At 37.6% G+C, this 19,841-nt stretch carries 14 protein-coding genes; 11 read left to right on the top strand and 3 right to left on the bottom strand.

Features of this window, described 5'->3' with window-relative positions; genetic code table 11:
• Positions 1–15 precede the first annotated feature (15 nt).
• Complete coding sequence (locus tag ACKWBX_RS13590) at positions 16–579, top strand: DUF4097 family beta strand repeat-containing protein (protein WP_413969248.1); 564 nt, start codon at positions 16–18, stop codon at positions 577–579.
• A 32-nt stretch (positions 580–611) separates the two neighbouring features.
• Positions 612–1,283: a lipoprotein signal peptidase gene (locus ACKWBX_RS13585; protein ID WP_413969247.1), complete on the top strand. Its 672-nt coding sequence runs from the start codon at positions 612–614 to the stop codon at positions 1,281–1,283.
• Here the strand turns inward: ACKWBX_RS13585 and ACKWBX_RS13580 are convergent.
• Positions 1,247–1,828, bottom strand: coding sequence for a 5-formyltetrahydrofolate cyclo-ligase (locus ACKWBX_RS13580; protein WP_413969246.1), 582 nt, complete (start codon positions 1,826–1,828; stop codon positions 1,247–1,249). The genes ACKWBX_RS13585 and ACKWBX_RS13580 overlap by 37 nt on opposite strands.
• Positions 1,829–2,412: 584 nt before the next feature.
• On the opposite strand from ACKWBX_RS13580, the gene uvrC reads away from it, so the two are divergent.
• The 8 genes from uvrC (at position 2,413) to ACKWBX_RS13540 (ending at position 15,399) form a co-directional block, all read left to right on the top strand.
• Positions 2,413–4,200, top strand: coding sequence for an excinuclease ABC subunit UvrC (uvrC, locus tag ACKWBX_RS13575; protein WP_413969245.1), 1,788 nt, complete (start codon positions 2,413–2,415; stop codon positions 4,198–4,200).
• Positions 4,184–6,490 carry a patatin-like phospholipase family protein gene (locus tag ACKWBX_RS13570; RefSeq protein ID WP_413969244.1) on the top strand — a complete coding sequence of 769 codons (2,307 nt, stop codon included), beginning with the start codon at positions 4,184–4,186 and terminating at the stop codon, positions 6,488–6,490. Before uvrC ends, ACKWBX_RS13570 begins: the two co-directional genes overlap by 17 nt.
• 320 nt (positions 6,491–6,810) lie before the next feature.
• The gene (locus ACKWBX_RS13565) at positions 6,811–7,590 is read left to right on the top strand and encodes a DUF3108 domain-containing protein (RefSeq protein ID WP_413969243.1); all 780 of its coding nucleotides are present in this window, start codon (positions 6,811–6,813) and stop codon (positions 7,588–7,590) included.
• A 7-nt stretch (positions 7,591–7,597) separates the two neighbouring features.
• Entirely contained in the window at positions 7,598–8,566 is a 969-nt protein-coding gene (locus ACKWBX_RS13560; protein WP_413969242.1) for a tryptophan 2,3-dioxygenase family protein, read from the top strand.
• 2 nt (positions 8,567–8,568) lie between these two features.
• The gene (locus ACKWBX_RS13555; protein ID WP_413969241.1) at positions 8,569–9,858 is read left to right on the top strand and encodes a peptidoglycan DD-metalloendopeptidase family protein; all 1,290 of its coding nucleotides are present in this window, start codon (positions 8,569–8,571) and stop codon (positions 9,856–9,858) included.
• Complete coding sequence (gene pgi, locus ACKWBX_RS13550; RefSeq protein ID WP_413969240.1) at positions 9,845–11,482, top strand: glucose-6-phosphate isomerase; 1,638 nt, start codon at positions 9,845–9,847, stop codon at positions 11,480–11,482. Before ACKWBX_RS13555 ends, pgi begins: the two co-directional genes overlap by 14 nt.
• Before the next feature lie 162 nt (positions 11,483–11,644).
• Complete coding sequence (locus ACKWBX_RS13545) at positions 11,645–14,869, top strand: TonB-dependent receptor (RefSeq protein ID WP_413969239.1); 3,225 nt, start codon at positions 11,645–11,647, stop codon at positions 14,867–14,869.
• Between the two features lie 92 nt (positions 14,870–14,961).
• Entirely contained in the window at positions 14,962–15,399 is a 438-nt protein-coding gene (locus ACKWBX_RS13540) for a hypothetical protein (RefSeq protein WP_413969238.1), read from the top strand.
• Positions 15,400–15,406: 7 nt separating this feature from the next.
• Here the strand turns inward: ACKWBX_RS13540 and ACKWBX_RS13535 are convergent, their stop codons facing one another.
• Together ACKWBX_RS13535 and ACKWBX_RS13530 are read right to left on the bottom strand one after the other, a co-directional pair.
• Complete coding sequence (locus tag ACKWBX_RS13535) at positions 15,407–15,895, bottom strand: hypothetical protein (protein WP_413969237.1); 489 nt, start codon at positions 15,893–15,895, stop codon at positions 15,407–15,409.
• Between the two features lie 58 nt (positions 15,896–15,953).
• The gene (locus ACKWBX_RS13530; protein WP_413969236.1) at positions 15,954–16,994 is read right to left on the bottom strand and encodes an endonuclease/exonuclease/phosphatase family protein; all 1,041 of its coding nucleotides are present in this window, start codon (positions 16,992–16,994) and stop codon (positions 15,954–15,956) included.
• Positions 16,995–17,098: 104 nt separating this feature from the next.
• On the opposite strand from ACKWBX_RS13530, the gene ACKWBX_RS13525 reads away from it, so the two are divergent.
• Entirely contained in the window at positions 17,099–19,840 is a 2,742-nt protein-coding gene (locus ACKWBX_RS13525; RefSeq protein ID WP_413969235.1) for a TonB-dependent receptor, read from the top strand.
• Position 19,841: the final 1 nt, after the last annotated feature.

Below are 19,841 nucleotides of genomic sequence, written 5' to 3'. Positions count from 1 at the left end.
GTCTCCTCACAAAAATTGATTAAAAAATCGGTTTTGGACGACCACGTTACATCTGTGCAGATTGATGCCAACAATTGTTTCGAAGTGTTTTTGAGTACAAATACCAAAACGGATGAAGTTGTGGTAACAGGTGAAATTGATGGCGAATATTCCAAAGATTTAAAAGTAGATCTTGTAAAGAAGGGCAACTCTATTTTCATCAATGCAGGGTTCAGTGCCAATTTTAAAGACCCGAACGATAAATTGAGTGCGCACAAAGTAGTTGCCATTGCCCTCAAGATTACTATTCCCGAATGGAAATTGGTTTCGCTCTTTGGTACGAATACACGAGTGGTGGCCTCTGGAAACTATGAAAAGTTAAGTATAACGCTTTCGGACGGTTCTTGTGAATTAGAAGCTATTGGAAAAGATGTAAATGCAAAAACGCACAGCGGAGATATTTCAGTGAAAGCACTGTCCGGTTTGGTGCATGCTAAATCCAAATATGGTACAATTCATTTGGACGCTATTCCAAAAAGCCAGAATAGCTATACGTTAAATACGGTCACAGGAAACATCGCGCTATATAAAACCGAATAATATTTCTATTTTTGCCCATTGAAAAAATCAAAATGAACCTTAAGAAATCACTGGTCCTCATTGTATTGATTCTCATTGTGGATCAATGGAGTAAAATATATATTAAAACACATTTTGTTTTGGGGGAATCGGTTGATGTTTTCAGTTGGTTCAAAATTTTGTTTATAGAAAACGAAGGAGCTGCATGGGGGGCAAAATTGAGCGACATTTTACCGGTGTCCGATGCCGTGGGAAAATTGATACTGACCATTTTTAGGCTATTCGCCATTGTTGGAATTGGATATTGGCTTTTTGATGTTATTAAAAAGAATGCTTCCAAAACTTTGATTGTAGCAGTTTCTTTGATATTTGCCGGGGCATTGGGCAATATTTTGGATTCTGTCTTTTATGGTCTTATTTTCAATGAGAGCTATAATGAAGTTGCTACGCTTTTTTCCGATGAACCTTATGGGAAGATATTCTATGGTAAGGTTGTGGATATGCTATATTTCCCAATGGTAGATACCACTTGGCCGGATTGGGTTCCTTTTGTTGGAGGAAATAATTTTCGCTTTTTTGAACCTGTGTTCAATATTGCAGATACGGCAATAAGCACGGGAGTTGGTATTTTATTGGTATTTAATAAAAGAGCCTTCAAAAAAGAAGAAACCGTTGAAGAGGAACTACCTTATGAAGAGGTAGAAGTTTCTTCAGAAAAAAAATAGGTTTTTTTAGGAGTTACGCAGTAGTCCAATGGAATGTCTCCTGAGAAAGAATCTGTTATTTTCTCTTCCGCTTCAAAAAGGGATAAGCCTATCTTGATCACCGTTGTTTTACACTTCTTAAGAAAATCATCATAATAACCTTTTCCATAACCTACCCGGTGTCCACTTTTGTCAAAGGCGAGCAAAGGAACGAACACTACATCTATTTCCTTTGGAATGATGATTATACCATCTACTGGTTCGGGAACGCCCCATTTGTTATTTTTTATTCTAGTGTTGTCCGTTAAAAGATAATTTTCAAGCGAATCCCCTTGTATTTTGGGAACAATTACGTTTTTGTCCTTTCCCTGTAAAATTGAAAGTATGAAAGTAGTATCGATTTCCTTTTTATCGATGATGGATAAGAAAAGGTGATAATTGTTAAACTCCCAAATAGGGAGTTTTAAAATCGCATTTGAAATTGATAAACTTTGAGATGAAATTAATTCTGAAGTAATTGAATTTCGTTTATCAATGTATTTTTTTCGTAAATCTCTTTTCAACATTGTTGAAAGATAGTCACAGTCTTGGACAATAAAAATCTACTCTTTCCCAGCAACGGCGAAGAAAACCTTGAAGAAAAGCATTAAAATCAAATAGGTCCCTAACGTGATGATGTAATTTTCCATTAAGTTGGTGTTTGTTTGGATTTAAATTTAGGTAAAAAAAATATTAAATCTCCTTAAACAGCTCATTTTTATCGATAAAAAGCACATTTTTTTGAAAAAATTAACGCTAGTGAGAATAGATTGAATCCTGTAAAATTTTAAAATGTTGAAAATCAAATAGTTATATTTCTTTAAAAAAGTATGAGTTTTAAATCAATTTGTCATTTTAAAATTATTTAGCACATCATTTTTAATATTTCATAAAAAACGGACTGAATATTTTACATTTTAAAATACCATTATTGAAAAATTAGCTTAAGAAGGGAAAGGTATTTTAGGAATAATTATGAATAGACCATGAGCATAATGGATTTTTGACTTGAATAAATAGGTATTGTTAAAAACCAAAAAATATTCCCTGTTTTTAGTAAAAGGCAGTAATTTGAACCATCCTTTCAGTAATAGGATAATCTCTATTTTTTATGCCTTCAATTCCGATCAACGTTCAATTAAGTGCTCTTCCAAACGATCCCGGCGTATATCAATTTTATGATGCCAATGATACCATTTTGTATGTTGGTAAGGCCAAAAATTTAAAAAAAAGGGTTTCTTCCTATTTCACAAAAAATCATGAGTACGGAAAAACTCGGGTCTTGGTAAAAAAAATTCAAGGAATTAGACATATTGTTGTTCCCACGGAATCCGATGCTTTGCTTTTGGAAAACAATTTGATCAAAGAGCACAAACCTAAATATAATGTACTATTAAAGGACGATAAATCCTATCCTTGGCTCTGTCTTAAAAAAGAACGATTTCCACGACTGTTTCCCACCCGGCGCGTAATCAAGGACGGTTCCGAATATTACGGGCCGTATACAAGTATGAAAACGGTACGCACTTTATTGGACCTTATTAAAAGTGTTTATCCTTTACGAACATGTAATTATGATTTGTCCGCGGATAAAATAAATGACGGAAAATACAAAGTCTGTTTGGAATATCACTTGGGAAATTGCAAAGGGCCATGTGAAGGCCTGCAAACTTTTGAGGAGTACGAACGCCAAGTGGATGACATCCGCGAAATCGTAAAGGGGAATTTTAAATCTTCCTTGAATTATTTCAAGGCACAAATGAAAAGGCTGGCGAAAGAAATGAAGTTTGAGGAAGCGCAGTGTATCAAGGATAAAATCGACATTCTTGAGAATTATCAAGTAAAATCAACCATTGTCAATCCCAAAATCAGTAACGTGGATGTTTTTTCGATTGTTTCCGATAATGCCTTCGCTTATGTGAACTTTCTCCAATTATCACATGGTTCCATTATAAGGTCGCACACCATGGAAATCAAAAAGAAGTTGGAAGAAGAGGACGAGGAGCTTTTAGAATTGGCTATCGTAGAAATACGACAACGGTTTGAATCTACCTCCAAAGAGTTATACCTACCATTTAAAGTTATGGTAGATCCTTCCTTAAAAATTACGATTCCGAAGTTGGGCGATAAAAAACGCATTTTGGAACTGTCCGAGCGAAACGCTAAATTTTATAGGCAAGAACGATTCAATCAAATAAAGATTATTGACCCTGACAGGCACACGAACAGGATAATGGCCCAAATGAAGAAAGATTTGAGACTTTCTGAAGAGCCGCGCCATATAGAATGTTTTGATAACAGTAATATTCAAGGCTCCAACCCTGTTGCCGCTTGTGTTGTTTTTAGAAATGGAAAGCCATCTAAAAAAGAGTACAGACACTTTAATATCAAAACGGTAACCGGCCCGGATGATTTTGCCTCCATGGAAGAGGTTGTTTTCAGAAGATACAGAAGATTGTTGGAAGAAGCGGAACCCTTGCCCCAACTAATTGTTATAGACGGGGGGAAAGGACAATTATCCAGCGCATTGAAGAGTTTGGATGTATTAGGTTTAAGGGGAAAGATTGCCATTGTTGGCATTGCAAAAAGATTGGAGGAGATTTATTTTCCTGAGGACCCTATACCCTTATATTTGGACAAAAAATCCGAAAGTTTAAAAATTATCCAACAATTGCGAAATGAAGCCCATAGATTTGGCATTACCTTTCATCGCAACAAAAGAAGCAAAGCGGCCATTAATTCGGAATTGGAGCAAATTGATGGAATAGGCGAAAAAACCGCAAGGGAGCTCTTAAAGAAATTCAAGTCGGTCAAGCGAATCAAAGAAGCTTCTGTAGCAAATTTAACCGAAGTAGTAGGACCATCAAAGGCAAAAAAGATTCATGAATCCTTTCATTAAAAACATAATAGCGCTAAAGGTTAGGAACACAGTGGCAACTGTGATGGTTCTCTGCTTTTTTTCTATTTGCGTTCAGGCGCAGGATTCAATAAATACCGGGGATCAAAAAATTGGGTTAGTGCTGTGTGGAGGTGGCGCAAAAGGGCTCGCGCACATAGGCGCTCTAAAAATAATTGAGGAAACAGGGGTCAAAATCGATTACATAGGGGGTACCAGTATGGGAGCTATCGTTGGGGCCCTATATGCTTCTGGATATTCCGCAACCCAGTTAGATTCTATGTTCCGGGCTTCTGATTTTGGCCTTTTGATTCAGGACAACCTTCCTAGAAATGCCAAAACATTTTATGAAAAGGAAGATTCCGAGCGTTACGCGTTAACCCTACCTTTTAATAATTTTAAGGTAAGTGTACCTTCGGGATATTCTGGAGGGCAGAATATTTATAATGAACTGGTTCGTCTATTATATCATGTAAAAGATGTAGAGGACTTTTCTGAACTTCCTATCCCGTTTGTATGTGTGGCCACGAATGTTGAAACAGGAAAAGAAGTAGTTCTGGATTCCGGTTACTTGCCGGAAGCTATTATGGCCAGTGGTACGTTGCCTTCCCTGTTCGAACCAACAAGTATCGACGATAAATTATTGATAGATGGCGGGGTGGTCAATAATTATCCCATAGATAAGGTCAGGGATCTGGGAGCGGATATTATTATTGGTGTTGACGTGCAGCATGGTTTGTCCAACAGAGAGGCATTGCTTTCCGCAACGGAAATACTGCTGCAGATAAATAATTATAGAACGGTCGAGGATATGGTGGAGAAATCGGCCAAGACGGATATTTACATCAAACCTCAAATAGAGAATTATTCTGTATTAGATTTTAATAAATCCGATGAGATTATAAAGAGTGGAGAAAAAGCTGCTAAGGAAAAGCTGAGCGATTTAAAAAAGATATCGGCATTTTATGTGCCCAAAAAGAATAGGATCGTAGCCATGAAAATGGAAGACAGTATTGTTGTGAATCGCTTGCTTATAGACGGGAACAATATTCACACTAGAGGGTATGTTAAAGGAAAGCTTCGCTTTAATTTGGGGGAACCCATTGCATTTAAAAAATTACAACAAGGGATAAGCAATCTTGCCGCGACGGGAAATTACAATACCAATAGATATAAACTTACTTCAAATGGTCTTGGAGAAGATTTGATTTTACGTCTGAACGAGACAAAAAACACTTCTTTCCTTCGTTTGGGAGCACATTATGATGACCTGTATAAAAGCGCGGCTATTATCAATTACACCAAAAAAAATATTCTTTTCACGGATGACGTGACTTCTTTCGATTTAATATTGGGAGATAATGTCAGGTACAACTTTGAATATTATTTGGATAAGGGAAGTTATTGGAGTTTTGGGCTGAGTTCAAGGTTCAATGATTTTCAAAAGGAAATAGATTTCGATATCATTAGGAATAATTTTGAAGTTCCTCCCGGAACTACCGTAAATACAATCAATCTTGAGGTAACGGATGTCACCAATCAAATTTATGTACAAACAGTGGTGAGAGAGGAGTTTGCTTTTACTACAGGAATAGAACATAAGTTCTTAAAGTATAGCACAAGGACATTAGGAGAACTTTCCAATATGACCACCGAAGCACTTAACTTAAACTCATCGGACGGAAGAACATTTTTTGAGAAAAGTAATTTTTTCAGTGCTTTTGGAAATTTGATTTTGGACAGTTATGATGACAAGTACTTTCCTACGAGAGGGCTGTATTTCAATGGAGATTTACACTATTATGTACTTTCCTCTGACTTTAATAATAATTTCAAGGATTTTTCCATTTCAAAAGCGCGATTGGGGATGGCCGTTCCTATCCTAAAAAATTTAGCTTTAAACGTAGAAACGGAAGGAGGGTTTAAATTGGGAACTTCCAATGTAACTTCTTTTGATTTCGTGTTGGGAGGATACGGTACAAATCCCATCAATAATTTTGTGCCCTTTTTTGGATATGACTTTTTAAGTTTGGCAGGTAACAGTTACGTAAAAGCATACGGGCGGCTGGATTTTGAGTTTGCCAGAAAAAATCATTTGTTATTTGCCGCCAACTATGCCAATGTGGATGATGACCTTTTTAGAACGGGAGAATGGTTTACCGCTCCGGATTATTCCGGTTATGGTGTAGGATATGGTTGGGAGTCTTTTATTGGCCCCATTCAACTCTTTTATTCTTGGTCTCCGGAAGGGGATAACTCCAATATCTTTATCAGTGTAGGATACTGGTTTTAAAAAATCCGCCCTAATTATTCTTAATAATCTCCCAAATCTGACAGTGAAATATTAATTACTGTTAAGCTAATCGTTAAAGTAAGTTAAAACTTACTTGAGTATCTATTTCTTGTTTTAAATTTACATAAGTAAGGGGTGGTTCCCTTACAACTTTAAGTATTGGTTTTTCATAATTTAAAGTTTGGTTGGTTATTTAGGAAAAGCCCAGTTTATAAGCTGGGCTTTTTTTGTACAATACTTTGGAATAAATATTGTTTATCTTAATGTTAGGCACACTATTTGGAGATAGATGTTTAGTAATTTTACCTAAAACCATAAATATGAAAAGAGTATTACTTTTCTTTTTTTTACTCGTTTTTTGTGGACTGCATGCCCAGAATAGAGAATCTGCTTTTAAGCCGGGCGAATGGTTGAAGTTCAGAATGCATTATGGTTTTTTGAATGCCAGCTATGCCACGCTCCAGGTAAAGAATGCAAAAATAGATGACAAATGGGTTTATCACGTGGTGGGCCATGGGGAAACCACAGGGTTCGCCAGTATCTTTTTCAAGGTAGATGACACTTATGAAAGTTATTTTGATAAGCAAGACGGCAAGCCCTACCGTTTCATAAGAAAAATCAATGAAGGAGGCTATACAAAGGATGTGGAGATAAATTTTGACCATGAAAAAGATAAAGCTGTTTTAAACGATAAGAAAAACAAGAAAAAACTTAATTTTACACTTCAGGACAGCATTCAAGACTTGATTTCCGCGTTCTATTTTTTGAGAAATAATTATAATCCTCAAGATTTGGAGGTTGGAAAAGCGATCGATTTGAAAATGCTGTACGATGATGATGGTATTTTCAACTTTAAATTGAAATATTTGGGAAAGGAAATCGTCCGAAGCAAATATGGCAAAGTAGAATGCCTCAAATTTAGACCGCTGGTACAATCGGGTCGTGTTTTTAAGGAACAGGAAAGTTTGTCCCTTTGGGTGTCAAATGACGACAATAGGATTCCGATCAGGATAAAGGCAGATTTGGCCGTTGGGGCCATAAAAGCAGATTTGGATGGATATAATGGTCTAAAACATCAATTTAAGATACTAATGGATTAAACTTTAGATGGAGGACAAGGAGCTGATCAAATCCCAAATTTCAAAACTTGAGGAAAAGTATAAAGATTCTGGTCAGGATATTAGCTCTTATTTGGACGGATTATTATACCAACGCTATCTTACCTATTGGGATTATATTCATCTGGACACACTTTTAAGCCTACAGGTTCCCAGAACCCATTTCCCGGACGAGGAGATTTTTATTATGTACCATCAGATTACGGAGTTGTATTTTAAACTCATTCTGCACGAGCAAAAGCAATTGGTGGACGATAAATCTCAAAACCTGGATTTTTTTATCGAGAAGATTAGAAGAATCAATAGCTATTATACGGCTTTGATTTCCTCTTTCGGTATTATGATCAAGGGCATGGAGCGCGAGCAATTTCTGCAATACCGTATGGCGTTGTTGCCGGCAAGTGGGTTTCAATCTGCGCAATATAGAATGATAGAGCTGTATGCAACCCCTATGGAAAATTTGGTACACCACTCCAAGAGAAATGATTTTTCCTCAAAAAATAGTATAGAAGAGCTCTACGAAAATATCTATTGGAAAAATGGAGCTACGGATAAGGATACTGGCGAAAAGACCCTTACGTTAAAACAATTTGAGTATAGGTACACCCCGAGATTGATAAGGATAGCCAAGCAAGTAAAGTCTTCCACCATTTACCATAAATTTTTAGAACTTTCAGAAGGGCAAAGACAAAATAAAGTATTGTTGGAAGTGTTAAAAATGTTGGATGTAAATGCCAATGTAAACTGGCCTTTGATGCATATGGGTTCGGCACATCGGTATTTGGGCAAAGAGTCCGGTAATTTAGATGCGACCGGAGGAACAAATTGGCGTGCCTATCTTCCACCGAGTTTTCAAAAAGTTGTCTTTTTTCCTATAATATATTCGGAAGAAGAGTTAAATGATTGGGGTAAACAATGGGTAGACCATATCTTTAACCCCGAAAAAATGAGTAAATAAGAATGCAAAAATATTGGGGCGTAATCTTGGCATTGGTATTCATTATATCGTGCAAAGAGGAGAAGGTACCGGAAGTAAAGAAGAATTTTAATAAAATTACTCCTATTAAAGATCCAATTGTAACCCATTTTGGTTTTAATTGGGGAGAATTCAATGTACAATTGGACACTTTGAAGTATGGGGACAGTTTTGGCGAACTAATGCTACAGCATAAAGTTGATTACCCTAAAATCTATAAAGTATCGGAAGAATTTAAAGACACTTTTGACGTTCGGAAAATTAGGGTAGGAAAACCGTACGTTATTCTAAAGTCAAAGGACACTACGGAAAAAGCTGAGGTTTTCATTTATGAAAACGATGCCATTAATTATACCGTAGTGGATTTTAGGGATAGTGTAACCGCTTACCGGGGCAGGAAAAAAGTAAGATATGTAGAAAGGGAAGCTTCTGGAGTGATAGAATCTTCCTTATCCGAAGCAATTCTAGAACAAGGCATTGATTATAACGTTACCAATAGCTTATCTGAAATCTATGCGTGGACCATAGATTTTTTCCGATTGCAAAAAGGCGATAAATTTAAAGTCATCTATAAAGAAAAATTTATCAATGATACCGTTTATGCTGGTGCCGAACCCATAGAGGCGGCCTATTTTGAGCATAACGGCAGGCCTATATATGCATTTGCCTATGAGAACGACTCCTTAAAAAATATCATCGATTATTTTGATGATGAGGCAAATAATCTAAGACGTACTTTTTTAAGAGCGCCGGTAAAATTCAGCAGAATCTCTTCACGCTACAATCTTAAGAGGCGAATAAGATATTATGGATATAAATTAAGACCTCATAAAGGAACCGATTATGCGGCCCCAATAGGCACACCCATTTTGGCCACGGCAGATGGTACGGTAACAGAGTCCACACGAAGAGGTGGCAATGGGAAATACGTTAAAATTAGGCATAATGGTACGTATTCCACACAATACCTGCATATGAAAAATCGAAAAGTAAAAAAGGGGGAGTTTGTGCGGCAGGGAGATGTTATAGGTTGGATCGGGATGACCGGGAATACTGGTGGCCCGCATGTCTGCTACAGGTTTTGGAAAAATGGGAGACAGGTGGATCCATTAAAGGAAGAACTGCCTTTGGCAGAACCGCTTCCCGAGCCGCTAAGGCCTGATTATTTTGCCCACATTAATCCTAAAAAAGACCAATTGGATTGCATCGTATACCCGGAAAAAATTGAAGAAGAGGATTTATTAACACTTAATGAAGACAATGGCGCTAAATAAAATAGACCCTACCACTACAGCATCCTGGAAAAAACTAACAGACCACTACGTAGAAACAAAACAACTTCACATAAAAGAATTATTCACCTCAGATTCCAACAGGGCTGTTGATTTTAGTATTGCTTGGAACGATTTTCTTTTAGATTTTTCTAAAAATAGAATTACGGATCAGACGTTGCGATTGCTTCTCGATTTGGCTGATGAAGTAGCACTTAAAGATGCCATTGCCAAATATTTTGGAGGAAACTTGATCAATGAAACGGAAGGTCGTGCCGTATTGCATACGGCATTGCGATCCAAAGAGGATGACGTTGTCGTGGTCAATGGGAAAAATGTAATGCCAGAAGTTGCGGAAGTGAAAAATCAGATGAGGCATTTCTGTAATGCAGTAATTAACGGGGATAAAAAGGGATTTACCAATAAATCGTTTACAGATGTGGTAAATATTGGTATTGGAGGTTCAGATTTGGGACCTGCCATGGTTACCGAAGCATTGAAGTTCTATAAGAACTATTTGAAGATGCATTTTGTTAGTAATGTAGATGGGGACCATGTTCAGGAAATTCTCAGGGAATTGAATCCTGAAACAACACTTTTTGTAGTAGTTTCTAAAACCTTTACAACCCAAGAAACCTTGAGTAATGCTACAACGATCAAAAAATGGTTTTTGAAGTATGCTGAACAAGATGATATCGCCAAGCATTTTGCCGCGGTGTCCACAAACACAGAAAAAATTAGGGAATTCGGGATTTCCTCGGATAATGTTTTCCCCATGTGGGATTGGGTAGGGGGAAGATTCTCCTTATGGAGTGCCGTGGGCATTTCCATTGCTTTAGCCATAGGGTATGATAATTTCGAATCGCTATTAAAAGGTGCCAATGAAATGGACGTTCATTTCAAAGAAACCGAGCTTCACAATAATATGCCCGTGATTATGGCTTTGTTGAGCATCTGGTACAACAATTTTCACGGTGCGGAAACAGAAGCCATTATTCCCTACACGCAATACCTGAGCAGGTTCTCCGCCTATTTGCAACAGGGTATTATGGAAAGCAACGGAAAAAGTGTAGATAGGAACGGACAACCCGTTGGTTATGAAACGGGCACTATTATTTGGGGAGAACCGGGAACGAATTCACAGCATGCATTTTTTCAGTTGATCCACCAAGGGACAAAACTCATACCTACAGATTTCATCGGCTTTAAAAAATCGCTTTACGGGGATGTGGATCATCATAATAAATTAATGGCCAATTTTTTTGCGCAAACAGAAGCGTTGATGAACGGTAAAACAAAAGAAGAAGTAGTTTCCGAGTTAAAGGAAAAAGCACTTTCGGAAGCCGAAATTAATAAATTGGCACCATTTAAAGTCTTTTCGGGCAACAAACCTACCAACACACTTCTTATCGAGAAACTTACACCCAAGACACTAGGTTCTTTAATTGCTTTGTACGAACATAAAATATTTGTCCAAGGGGTTATTTGGAATATATTCAGTTACGATCAATGGGGCGTAGAACTGGGAAAGCAGTTAGCGGGTACTATTTTACAGGATATACAAGGTTCGGATATTGCAAAGCATGACGCTTCTACATTGCGACTTCTTCAAAATTTTAAGAATTAATCAAATACTTCTTTATTTTTTGTAACACATTCATCTACAGGGTAATATTATGTTTTTTTAAGTTAATTTTAGCATGGCTAATTTAACGTTCGCTTAACATTTAAAGTTTTAAAATAAAGGACTTTTGCAGCGAGTAAAAAACTAACATTTACACTAGAAAAGATGAAAAAAATCTATTTGGCAATTGTAGCCATTTTTATGGCTGCAACAGCATTTTCGCAGGGGGTGACTACCTCTGCAATCGGAGGTCAGGTAACTGACGAAACAGGTGAACCCTTACCAGGAGCAAGTGTTGTGGCCATTCACACACCATCTGGTACTACCTATGGCGCAGCTACCGATTTTGATGGGTATTACCGTATATCCGGAATGCGTACTGGTGGACCCTACAAAGTAACCATTTCCTATGTAGGGTTTGAAAATTTCGAAAATGCGAACCTTTATTTAGAATTAGGTGATTCGAGAAGAATAAGTGCAAAATTAGGAGAGAAGGCAAATGCACTTGATGAAGTTGTTGTTACGGCACAATCAGGAGGAGTTTTTGATGCAGGTAAAACAGGTGCAGAAACCAATGTAAGTCAGCGTCAGGTAAATACATTGCCTACTATTTCTAGAGATATATCTGATTTCGCAAGGTTAACGCCGCAAGCTAAAATTACTGGTGATAACGTAATATCTATTGCAGGGCAAAATAACAGATTCAATTCAATATACATTGATGGAGCTGTGAATAATGATGTTTTTGGTCTGGCAGCTTCCGGCACAAATGGTGGCCAAACAGGTGTTAGTCCGATTTCTTTGGATGCAATAGAATCCTTTCAAATTAACGTTGCACCTTTTGATGTTAGGCAATCAGGTTTTGCTGGAGGTAGTATAAATGCTATTACAAAATCTGGAACGAATACTACCGAAGGTTCTGTTTATGGTTTCTACAGAGACCAAAGTTTATCTGGTAAAACACCCGTAGGTATTGCAGGGGATAATGAAAGGACTCCCTTAGCTGATTTTACAGCTCAAACCTATGGTGTAAGAGTGGGTGGGGCTATAAAAAAGGATAAGTTGTTCTATTTTGTAAATTACGAAAGACAGAATAATGAAACTCCTCAGCCTTTTGATATTGGCACTTACAGAGGTGGTGCAACTGCTGCAGATCTAGATCGACTAGTAGATATTTTGGATAGTAGATATGGATACGATCCGGGGACATATGATAATAATACATCTTCATTGAAGAGTGATAAATTAATTGCCAAAATAGACTGGAATATCAATGAAAACAACAAATTATCTTTAAAACACAGTTATGTTAGGGCAGTAGAACTAGATCCTAATGCTTCAAATCAAGGAAGTATAGGATTCTTCAATAATGGATTGAATTTTGAATCTGTTACCAATTCAACGGCATTGGAATTGAATTCTCAAATTGGAGATAATATGGCCAATAATTTGGTAATTGGTTACACTACTGTAAACGATAATAGAGAAATCTTAGGAGACCCTTTTCCTGCTGTAGAAATTAATGATAGTGATACCAATGATAGAATTTTCTTTGGTTCTGAGCCTTTCTCTACGGCAAACTTATTGGAACAAAGTGTTTTAACGTTAACTAATAACTTTGAGATTTACTCAGGAGCACATAATATTACCATCGGTACGAACAATGAATTTTCATCTGTAAAGAATGTATTCTTTGGACGTAATTTTGGGTACTACAGATTCGATAGTCTTGATGATTTTATTAATGAGGAAAGAGCAAATAGATACCGTTACGGATACTCTCTTTTGGGTGGTTTAGGTGATGATTCCGAAGGTGCTGCAGAATTTGATATTTTTCAATTTGGATTGTATATACAAGATCAAGTTAATGTAACCGATGACTTCAAATTCACCATGGGTGTAAGAATAGATATTCCTTACTGGGCGGACGGTTCGGAAAATGAAGATTTTAACTCAAGGGGAATAGCATTGTTGGAGGCTAACGGAAAAGATTTAAGAGGAGCGCGTGTAGGTCAAGGAATAAACGCAACGGCTCACTTTTCTCCACGTGTAGGGTTTAACTGGGATCTAAAAGGAGATAGAAGTACACAATTAAGAGGTGGTCTCGGGGTATTTACTTCAAGGTTGCCACTAGTATGGCCAGGCGGTGCATACAATAATAATGGTATAACTTCTGGACGCTTGGATATTAGAGATCGCAGTGTAGAGTTTAATCCAGATGTTACTTCACAGTTTGCTGATCCAGTTCCTGGTTCTGGTGGTCTTGGCGGAAATGTTGACTTGTTTGAAGAGGATTTTAAATTGCCACAAACATTCAAAGCTAATATTGCTATTGACCAGAAATTACCTGCTGGTTTCGTGTTTTCTGCTGATTTTTTATGGAATGATAACATAACAGCGGTAGCTTATGAAAACTTAAACTTAGCAGGACCTCAGTTTACAACTACAGGTCCAGGTTCAAGGCCTAACTATGGAAATGAAATCATAGATGATACTTATAATCTTATTCTATTGGGGTATAATACAGGGGCAGGTAGTTCTTATAATGTGAGTGGTACTTTGACCAAAAATATATTTTCGGAAAAGGTAGACGTAAGAACTTCGGCCACGTATTCTTATGGAGATTCTGATGCTCTTTTTGATGCTACTTCATCACAGAACAGCTCACAGTGGCAGAATTTAGAATCTGTAAATGGTTCTAACAGACCTGACCTTTCTAGATCTGATTTTTCCCCGGGAAGTAGAATTATTGCTAACTCAACCGTAGAGTTAAAATGGACAGATAACGTAAGAACTAGAATAGGTTTGTTTTATGAAGGTGCGGCAGGGAGTCCTTTTAGCTACGTCGTAGTTGGCGACGGATTATTAGATGATACAGGTGGTTTTGCCACAGCGTTACCATTTATTCCTGCAAACGAAGCAGATGCTCAATTTGTAGACATAACCGATCGTGACACAGGAGCGGTTATTACCTCTGCTGCGGAACAATGGCAAGCCTTTGATGCTTTTATTGAAGGAGATGATTACTTAAGAACAAGAAGAGGAAAGTTTGCAGAAAGAAATGCTAGCCGTTCGGATTGGTCACATATCATTGATTTGAAATTTGCTCAGGAATTTCGGTTTAATTTTGGAGGTAATACTACGCATAGGTTTGAGTTAACCGCAGATATCTTTAACTTCACCAACTTATTGAATAAAGAATGGGGTGTAAGGACGTTTACAAACTTTAATCAAGCTCAGTTGCTCAATTTTAGAGGATTCGAAGCAGACGGTACTACTCCAACGTATACATTTAATGATAGGGCAAACGAAAACAGAAATGTTATTGATGACGCTGGATTGAATTCCTCAAGATGGCAAATGCAAGTTGGATTAAGATATAGTTTCTAAGTTCAGCTTTATAAATACTAAAAAGCCCTGCCTTAGGCAGGGCTTTTTTTATGATCAAAAATCAGTACTTTTAAGATTCTAAAAACAAAATCATGTACGAGACTATCCAAATGCTTCATTCCTACCTAGCCTATGTAGCATTGGCAATATTATTTTTGGCCACAGCAAATGCGATTACGGGATTGCTATCAAAAAGAATGTTTACTATGAACAAGGACTTGCGTCTAAGTCTTTTTGCCCTCATTCTCTGTCATATACAATTAGTAGTGGGTCTAATACTGTATTTCGTTTCTCCAAGTGGTTTAAACGCCATACAGGAGTTTGGAATGGGCGGTTTAACGGCTGCAGCGCGTTTGTTGGCAGTGGAACATCCGTTTATCAATATTTTGGCCATTGCCTTTATAACCGTTGGATGGTCAAGACATAAGAAATTTGTGGAAGGCGATAAAAAATTTAAAAGTATCGCTATTTTTTATGGGATTGGTTTGGTACTGATATTGAGCAGAATTCCTTGGGGCCAATGGTTCTAATCACTGATTATTTCACTACAGTAATCTTGTAATAATTGTTTCCTATATCTTGAAAATCTATTTTTTCTTCGTTATAGCCTATTTCCAAAATTTCATAAAAGGTACCGCTACAACCCATACTTTCCGCTCTTATATCCATCGTTAAGACATCTATCTCATCTTGGTTCAAATGAATGTTCACAGTATGTGAAATTGTGTTACCGTCAAATATTGGTACGACCACAACGTTTTTAAGTTCTTCGGATACACTGGGCAATTGCGCTTTGTCAAACACAACAGGTATCGTTTGGAAACCGTTTCGCTCCGTAAAAATAGTTAATGCAGCATAGGTGCCATTTTCAATGAGATTGTTGCCATTGGCATCTATTATTTCAATTATCAATGTTTGTTGAATTACATCTAAAACAAGTCCTTCACACGGATCACTATCATTATTATTACAGCTTAAAAATAAAATAATTAAAAACGTCAATAATGAGCTAATATTCATTTTCATGTTAAGAGGTTTCCGATAAGATGGGATATTTAAAAAAAGTTGCGTACAGGGGAAAAAATTAATTCACTTTTCTAATGAGGTGAATGTACACGGGAAAATGATCGCTATAGCCACCTATATAACTTCCACCTGCATAAGTTCGTAACGGATATCCTTTGTATTTGCCTTTGGGGTCCAATAAATAAGGAGGGGTGAATATTCCTGTTTTCCAGTAACTATAGGAAAAAGAGGGTTCGGAAATGAGATTGGAGGTCATATAGATTTGATCAAAAATGTTCCATTTGTCCCTATAGGCAAGAGAGCCTGATCCTTTTTTGAACAGTTTTTCCATAGGACCGAACAGATCGGTGGTATCCAAACGTTTCTTTTTCCCCTTAACACCAAGTATCTTTTTTAAACTTGGGTCAACCGGATCATCGTTAAAATCTCCCATGGCAATAATCTTTGCGGCTACATCTATTCTTTTAACGGAATCAATGATGCGCTTATTCAATTCTGCGGCTTTCAGTCTGTAGGGCCTACTTCTTAGCTCGCCACCACTTCGCGAGGGCCAATGGTTCACTAAAAAGAATATTTTTTCATCATCCAATAACCCCTCTACCAATAATTGGTCTCTCGTATAATCCCTGTAGCCATCTTCATTAAACAATAACAAACGATGACTTTTAGAGGAAATCGGTAAAAAGGATGCTTTTTTATATAGCAACGCTGCGTCAATACCTCTTTCATCGGGAGAATCATAATGGACTATCCCATAATTTTTCATGTTAAGATTTGGATGGTTGACCAAATCAATCAGGACTTGTTTGTTTTCCACTTCACAGACACCAATGACATCCGGTGAATTCTTGTTTTCCGAAGTGCCTATCTCGGAAATCACCTTGGACATGTTCGCTATTTTTTTTCGGTATCGTTCCGGGGTCCATTTATCCTTACCTTCCGGAGTTCTATCGTCATCATATATGAGCGAATCATTTTTAGTGTCAAATAAGTTTTCCAAATTATAAAAAGCAATGGTCCGTAACTGATATTTTCCAGAATCCTGTGCAATAGAGAGCTGAAATAGAAAAATAAAAGAACTCAAAAATAGAATGTGCATTACATCAGATTTACATCTAAAGTACTTCATATTATAAAGAAATTTCCGACCTGTATTTATTATTTTCTATATTGTCATACAATAGCATTGCACCAACCATTAAAATGCTCAAACTAAAACTAGCCTTATTCCTTGTTTTGCAAATAGCTTACGTTTGTGCTCAAGCCCCGGTCACCATTACTGGAATTATTTTGGAAGAAGGAAGTCAGCTTCCTTTAGCGAATGTTATTGTTGGTATTGAGGGAGAGCAAATTTCAAACCAAACGGATGTTTTGGGGAATTTTATATTGAACATTTCTCTTAAAGGTGACTATATCCTGAACATAACCTATCCGAATTACACTGTAAAAAGGATTCCTTTGAACATTGAAAAAGGACCTTTGGATTTGGGGACCATCTATTTAACGCGGGATATTAGTTTTGAAAAGAATGATAATCTCATTACGTTAACGGATGCCGAACTTTTAGATGATGAGTCCAGCTCCAATGCTTTAGGTCTTTTACAATCCACGCGGGATGTTTTTCTCACTAGGGCCGCGTTTGATTTTGGGCAGGCCTTTTTCAGGGTAAGGGGCTATGATGCTCAAAACGGGGAAGTATTGTTGAACGGAATTCCTATAAACAAGTTTTTTGATGGGAGACCACAGTGGAACAATTTTGGGGGACTGAACGACGTGGTGCGGAATCAGGAGTTTTCAAACGGATTGAATCCATCAGTGTATACCTTTGGAGGAATTCTGGGAAATACAAATATTGATTTGAGGCCTAGTGGACTCAGACCGGGATACAGGATTTCCTCCTCGGCATCCAACCGCACCTACACAGGTAGGGTAATGGCCACTTACAATTCCGGTATGCAAAAGAACGGTTTGGCCTATATGTTTTCGGCTTCTAGGAGATGGGCCAAGGAAGGCTATATAGATGGTACTTTGTATGATGCGTACTCTGTTTTTGGTGCTTTGGAGTATCGGTTTAATGATAAAAACACGATTTCCTTGACAGCGTTTTTAGCTTCAAATAGAAGGGGGCGGTCTTCCGCGATTACTGAGGAGGTTTTTAATTTGGTCGGTAATAAGTATAATCCCTACTGGGGAGAACAGGATGGCAAAATAAGAAACGCAAGGGAACGTAAAATTGCCGAACCTGTGGTAATGCTAAACTATTTTTATACTGCGGATGTTTTTAATTTGAGGGCCGGCCTAGCTTTCCAGACCGGTAAGAATGCTAGGGGCAGATTAGGATATTATAATGCTCCCAATCCGGACCCCACCTATTACAGATATTTGCCAAGCTTTTACATCAATAGCCCAATAGGGGCCAACTTTATTAGTGCCAATATTGCCAAGGATGGCTTTCTTGAAAATCCACAGCTAAATTGGAATAGTGTTTTTAACGCCAACAGCAGTGTATCGCAAAATGGTAAGGCGGCATATGTGCTGTATGATGATACAGCGGCCGATACCCAATTGTCAGCTAGAATAAACGGGAATTATAGCATAAACGAAAAACTTAAATTGGACTTTGGACTTGGTTTTACGGGGTTGACTTCTGAAAACTATGCTAAAATATTCGATTTGCTGGGAGCCGATTTCCACGAGGATATCGATACTTTTTCGGATACTAGGAATAATGTTCTGAGCCAAGTGAACAAAATAGAAGGCGATATTTTCAATTATGATTATGGACTGAAAGCTGATAAAACCGAAGCTTTTGTTCAATTGAATCTAGATTTTAATGAGTGGAAAGGCTTTTTGGCAGGGCAATATTCAAATATAAACTATCAGCGCAACGGGTTTTTCCAGAACGAACGGTTTTTGGAAAATTCCCTTGGAAAAAGCGAAGCTATTCACTTTTCGAACTTTGGCATAAAGGGAGGTCTTACACGAAAAATAACCGGTAGGCATTGGATTACTACAAACGGGGCCTATATACAGCGGGCTCCGGTGCTTCAGAATGTATTTGTGAACCCAAGGGAATCCAATGCAACGGTGCCAAACTTGAAGTCGGAAACTATTTCTACCGTAGATGCAAACTACTTTATAAGAATGCCAAGCCTTACGGGGAGGTTGTCCGGGTTTTATACTCGGTTTCAAAATACAACGGATATCAACTTCTTTTTTGTGGATTCCGGTGTGGGCTCAGATTTTGTACAGGAAGTATTGACAGATTTGGACAAACTGCACATGGGCATTGAGTTGGGATTACAGTATGAGTTGTCCGCATCCGTGAAGCTTACGGGCGTTGCCTCCATTGGAAAATATCTTTATGCCAGTAATCCATACGTTACCATAAATTTTGATACTGCAGCGGCGGATGAGGAATTAATAGACGTAAGTGGTTCAAAAGATTTGGGCGTTGCTACTATAAAAGGTTATAAATTGGCGCAAGGACCGCAACAAGCATTTGCTTTGGGCATAGAATATAGAGACCCAAAATATTGGTGGGCCGGTATGACGGTCAACTATTTGGCAAATAATTATGCCAATATTTCTACGATTACGAGAACCAATAGTTTTTTGATAGACCCTGAAACAGATGAGCAATTCAATGATGCTACGGAAGAGAATGTTGCTTCGCTATTGAGACAAAATCCTTTGGATGATTTCTATTTACTGAATTTTACAGCTGGAAAATCATGGTTAAGAAAAGGAAAATATCTAGGTATTTTTCTAAGTATAAATAATGCATTGGACACTATTTTTAGGACTGGCGGCTTTGAACAGAGTAGGAATGGGAATTTTGGACAGTTGAAAGAAGATAATCTCAGCGGTTCGCCATCTTTTGCTCCTAAATATTGGTACGGTTATGGGCGCACCTATTTTTTAAATGTGGCCTTTAGTTTTTAAA

The organism is Maribacter algae (assembly GCF_047345745.1).
Taxonomy (GTDB): domain Bacteria; phylum Bacteroidota; class Bacteroidia; order Flavobacteriales; family Flavobacteriaceae; genus Maribacter.
The sequence above is the reverse complement of the archived record's forward strand: the minus strand, read 5'-3'. Positions and strand labels throughout refer to the sequence as shown.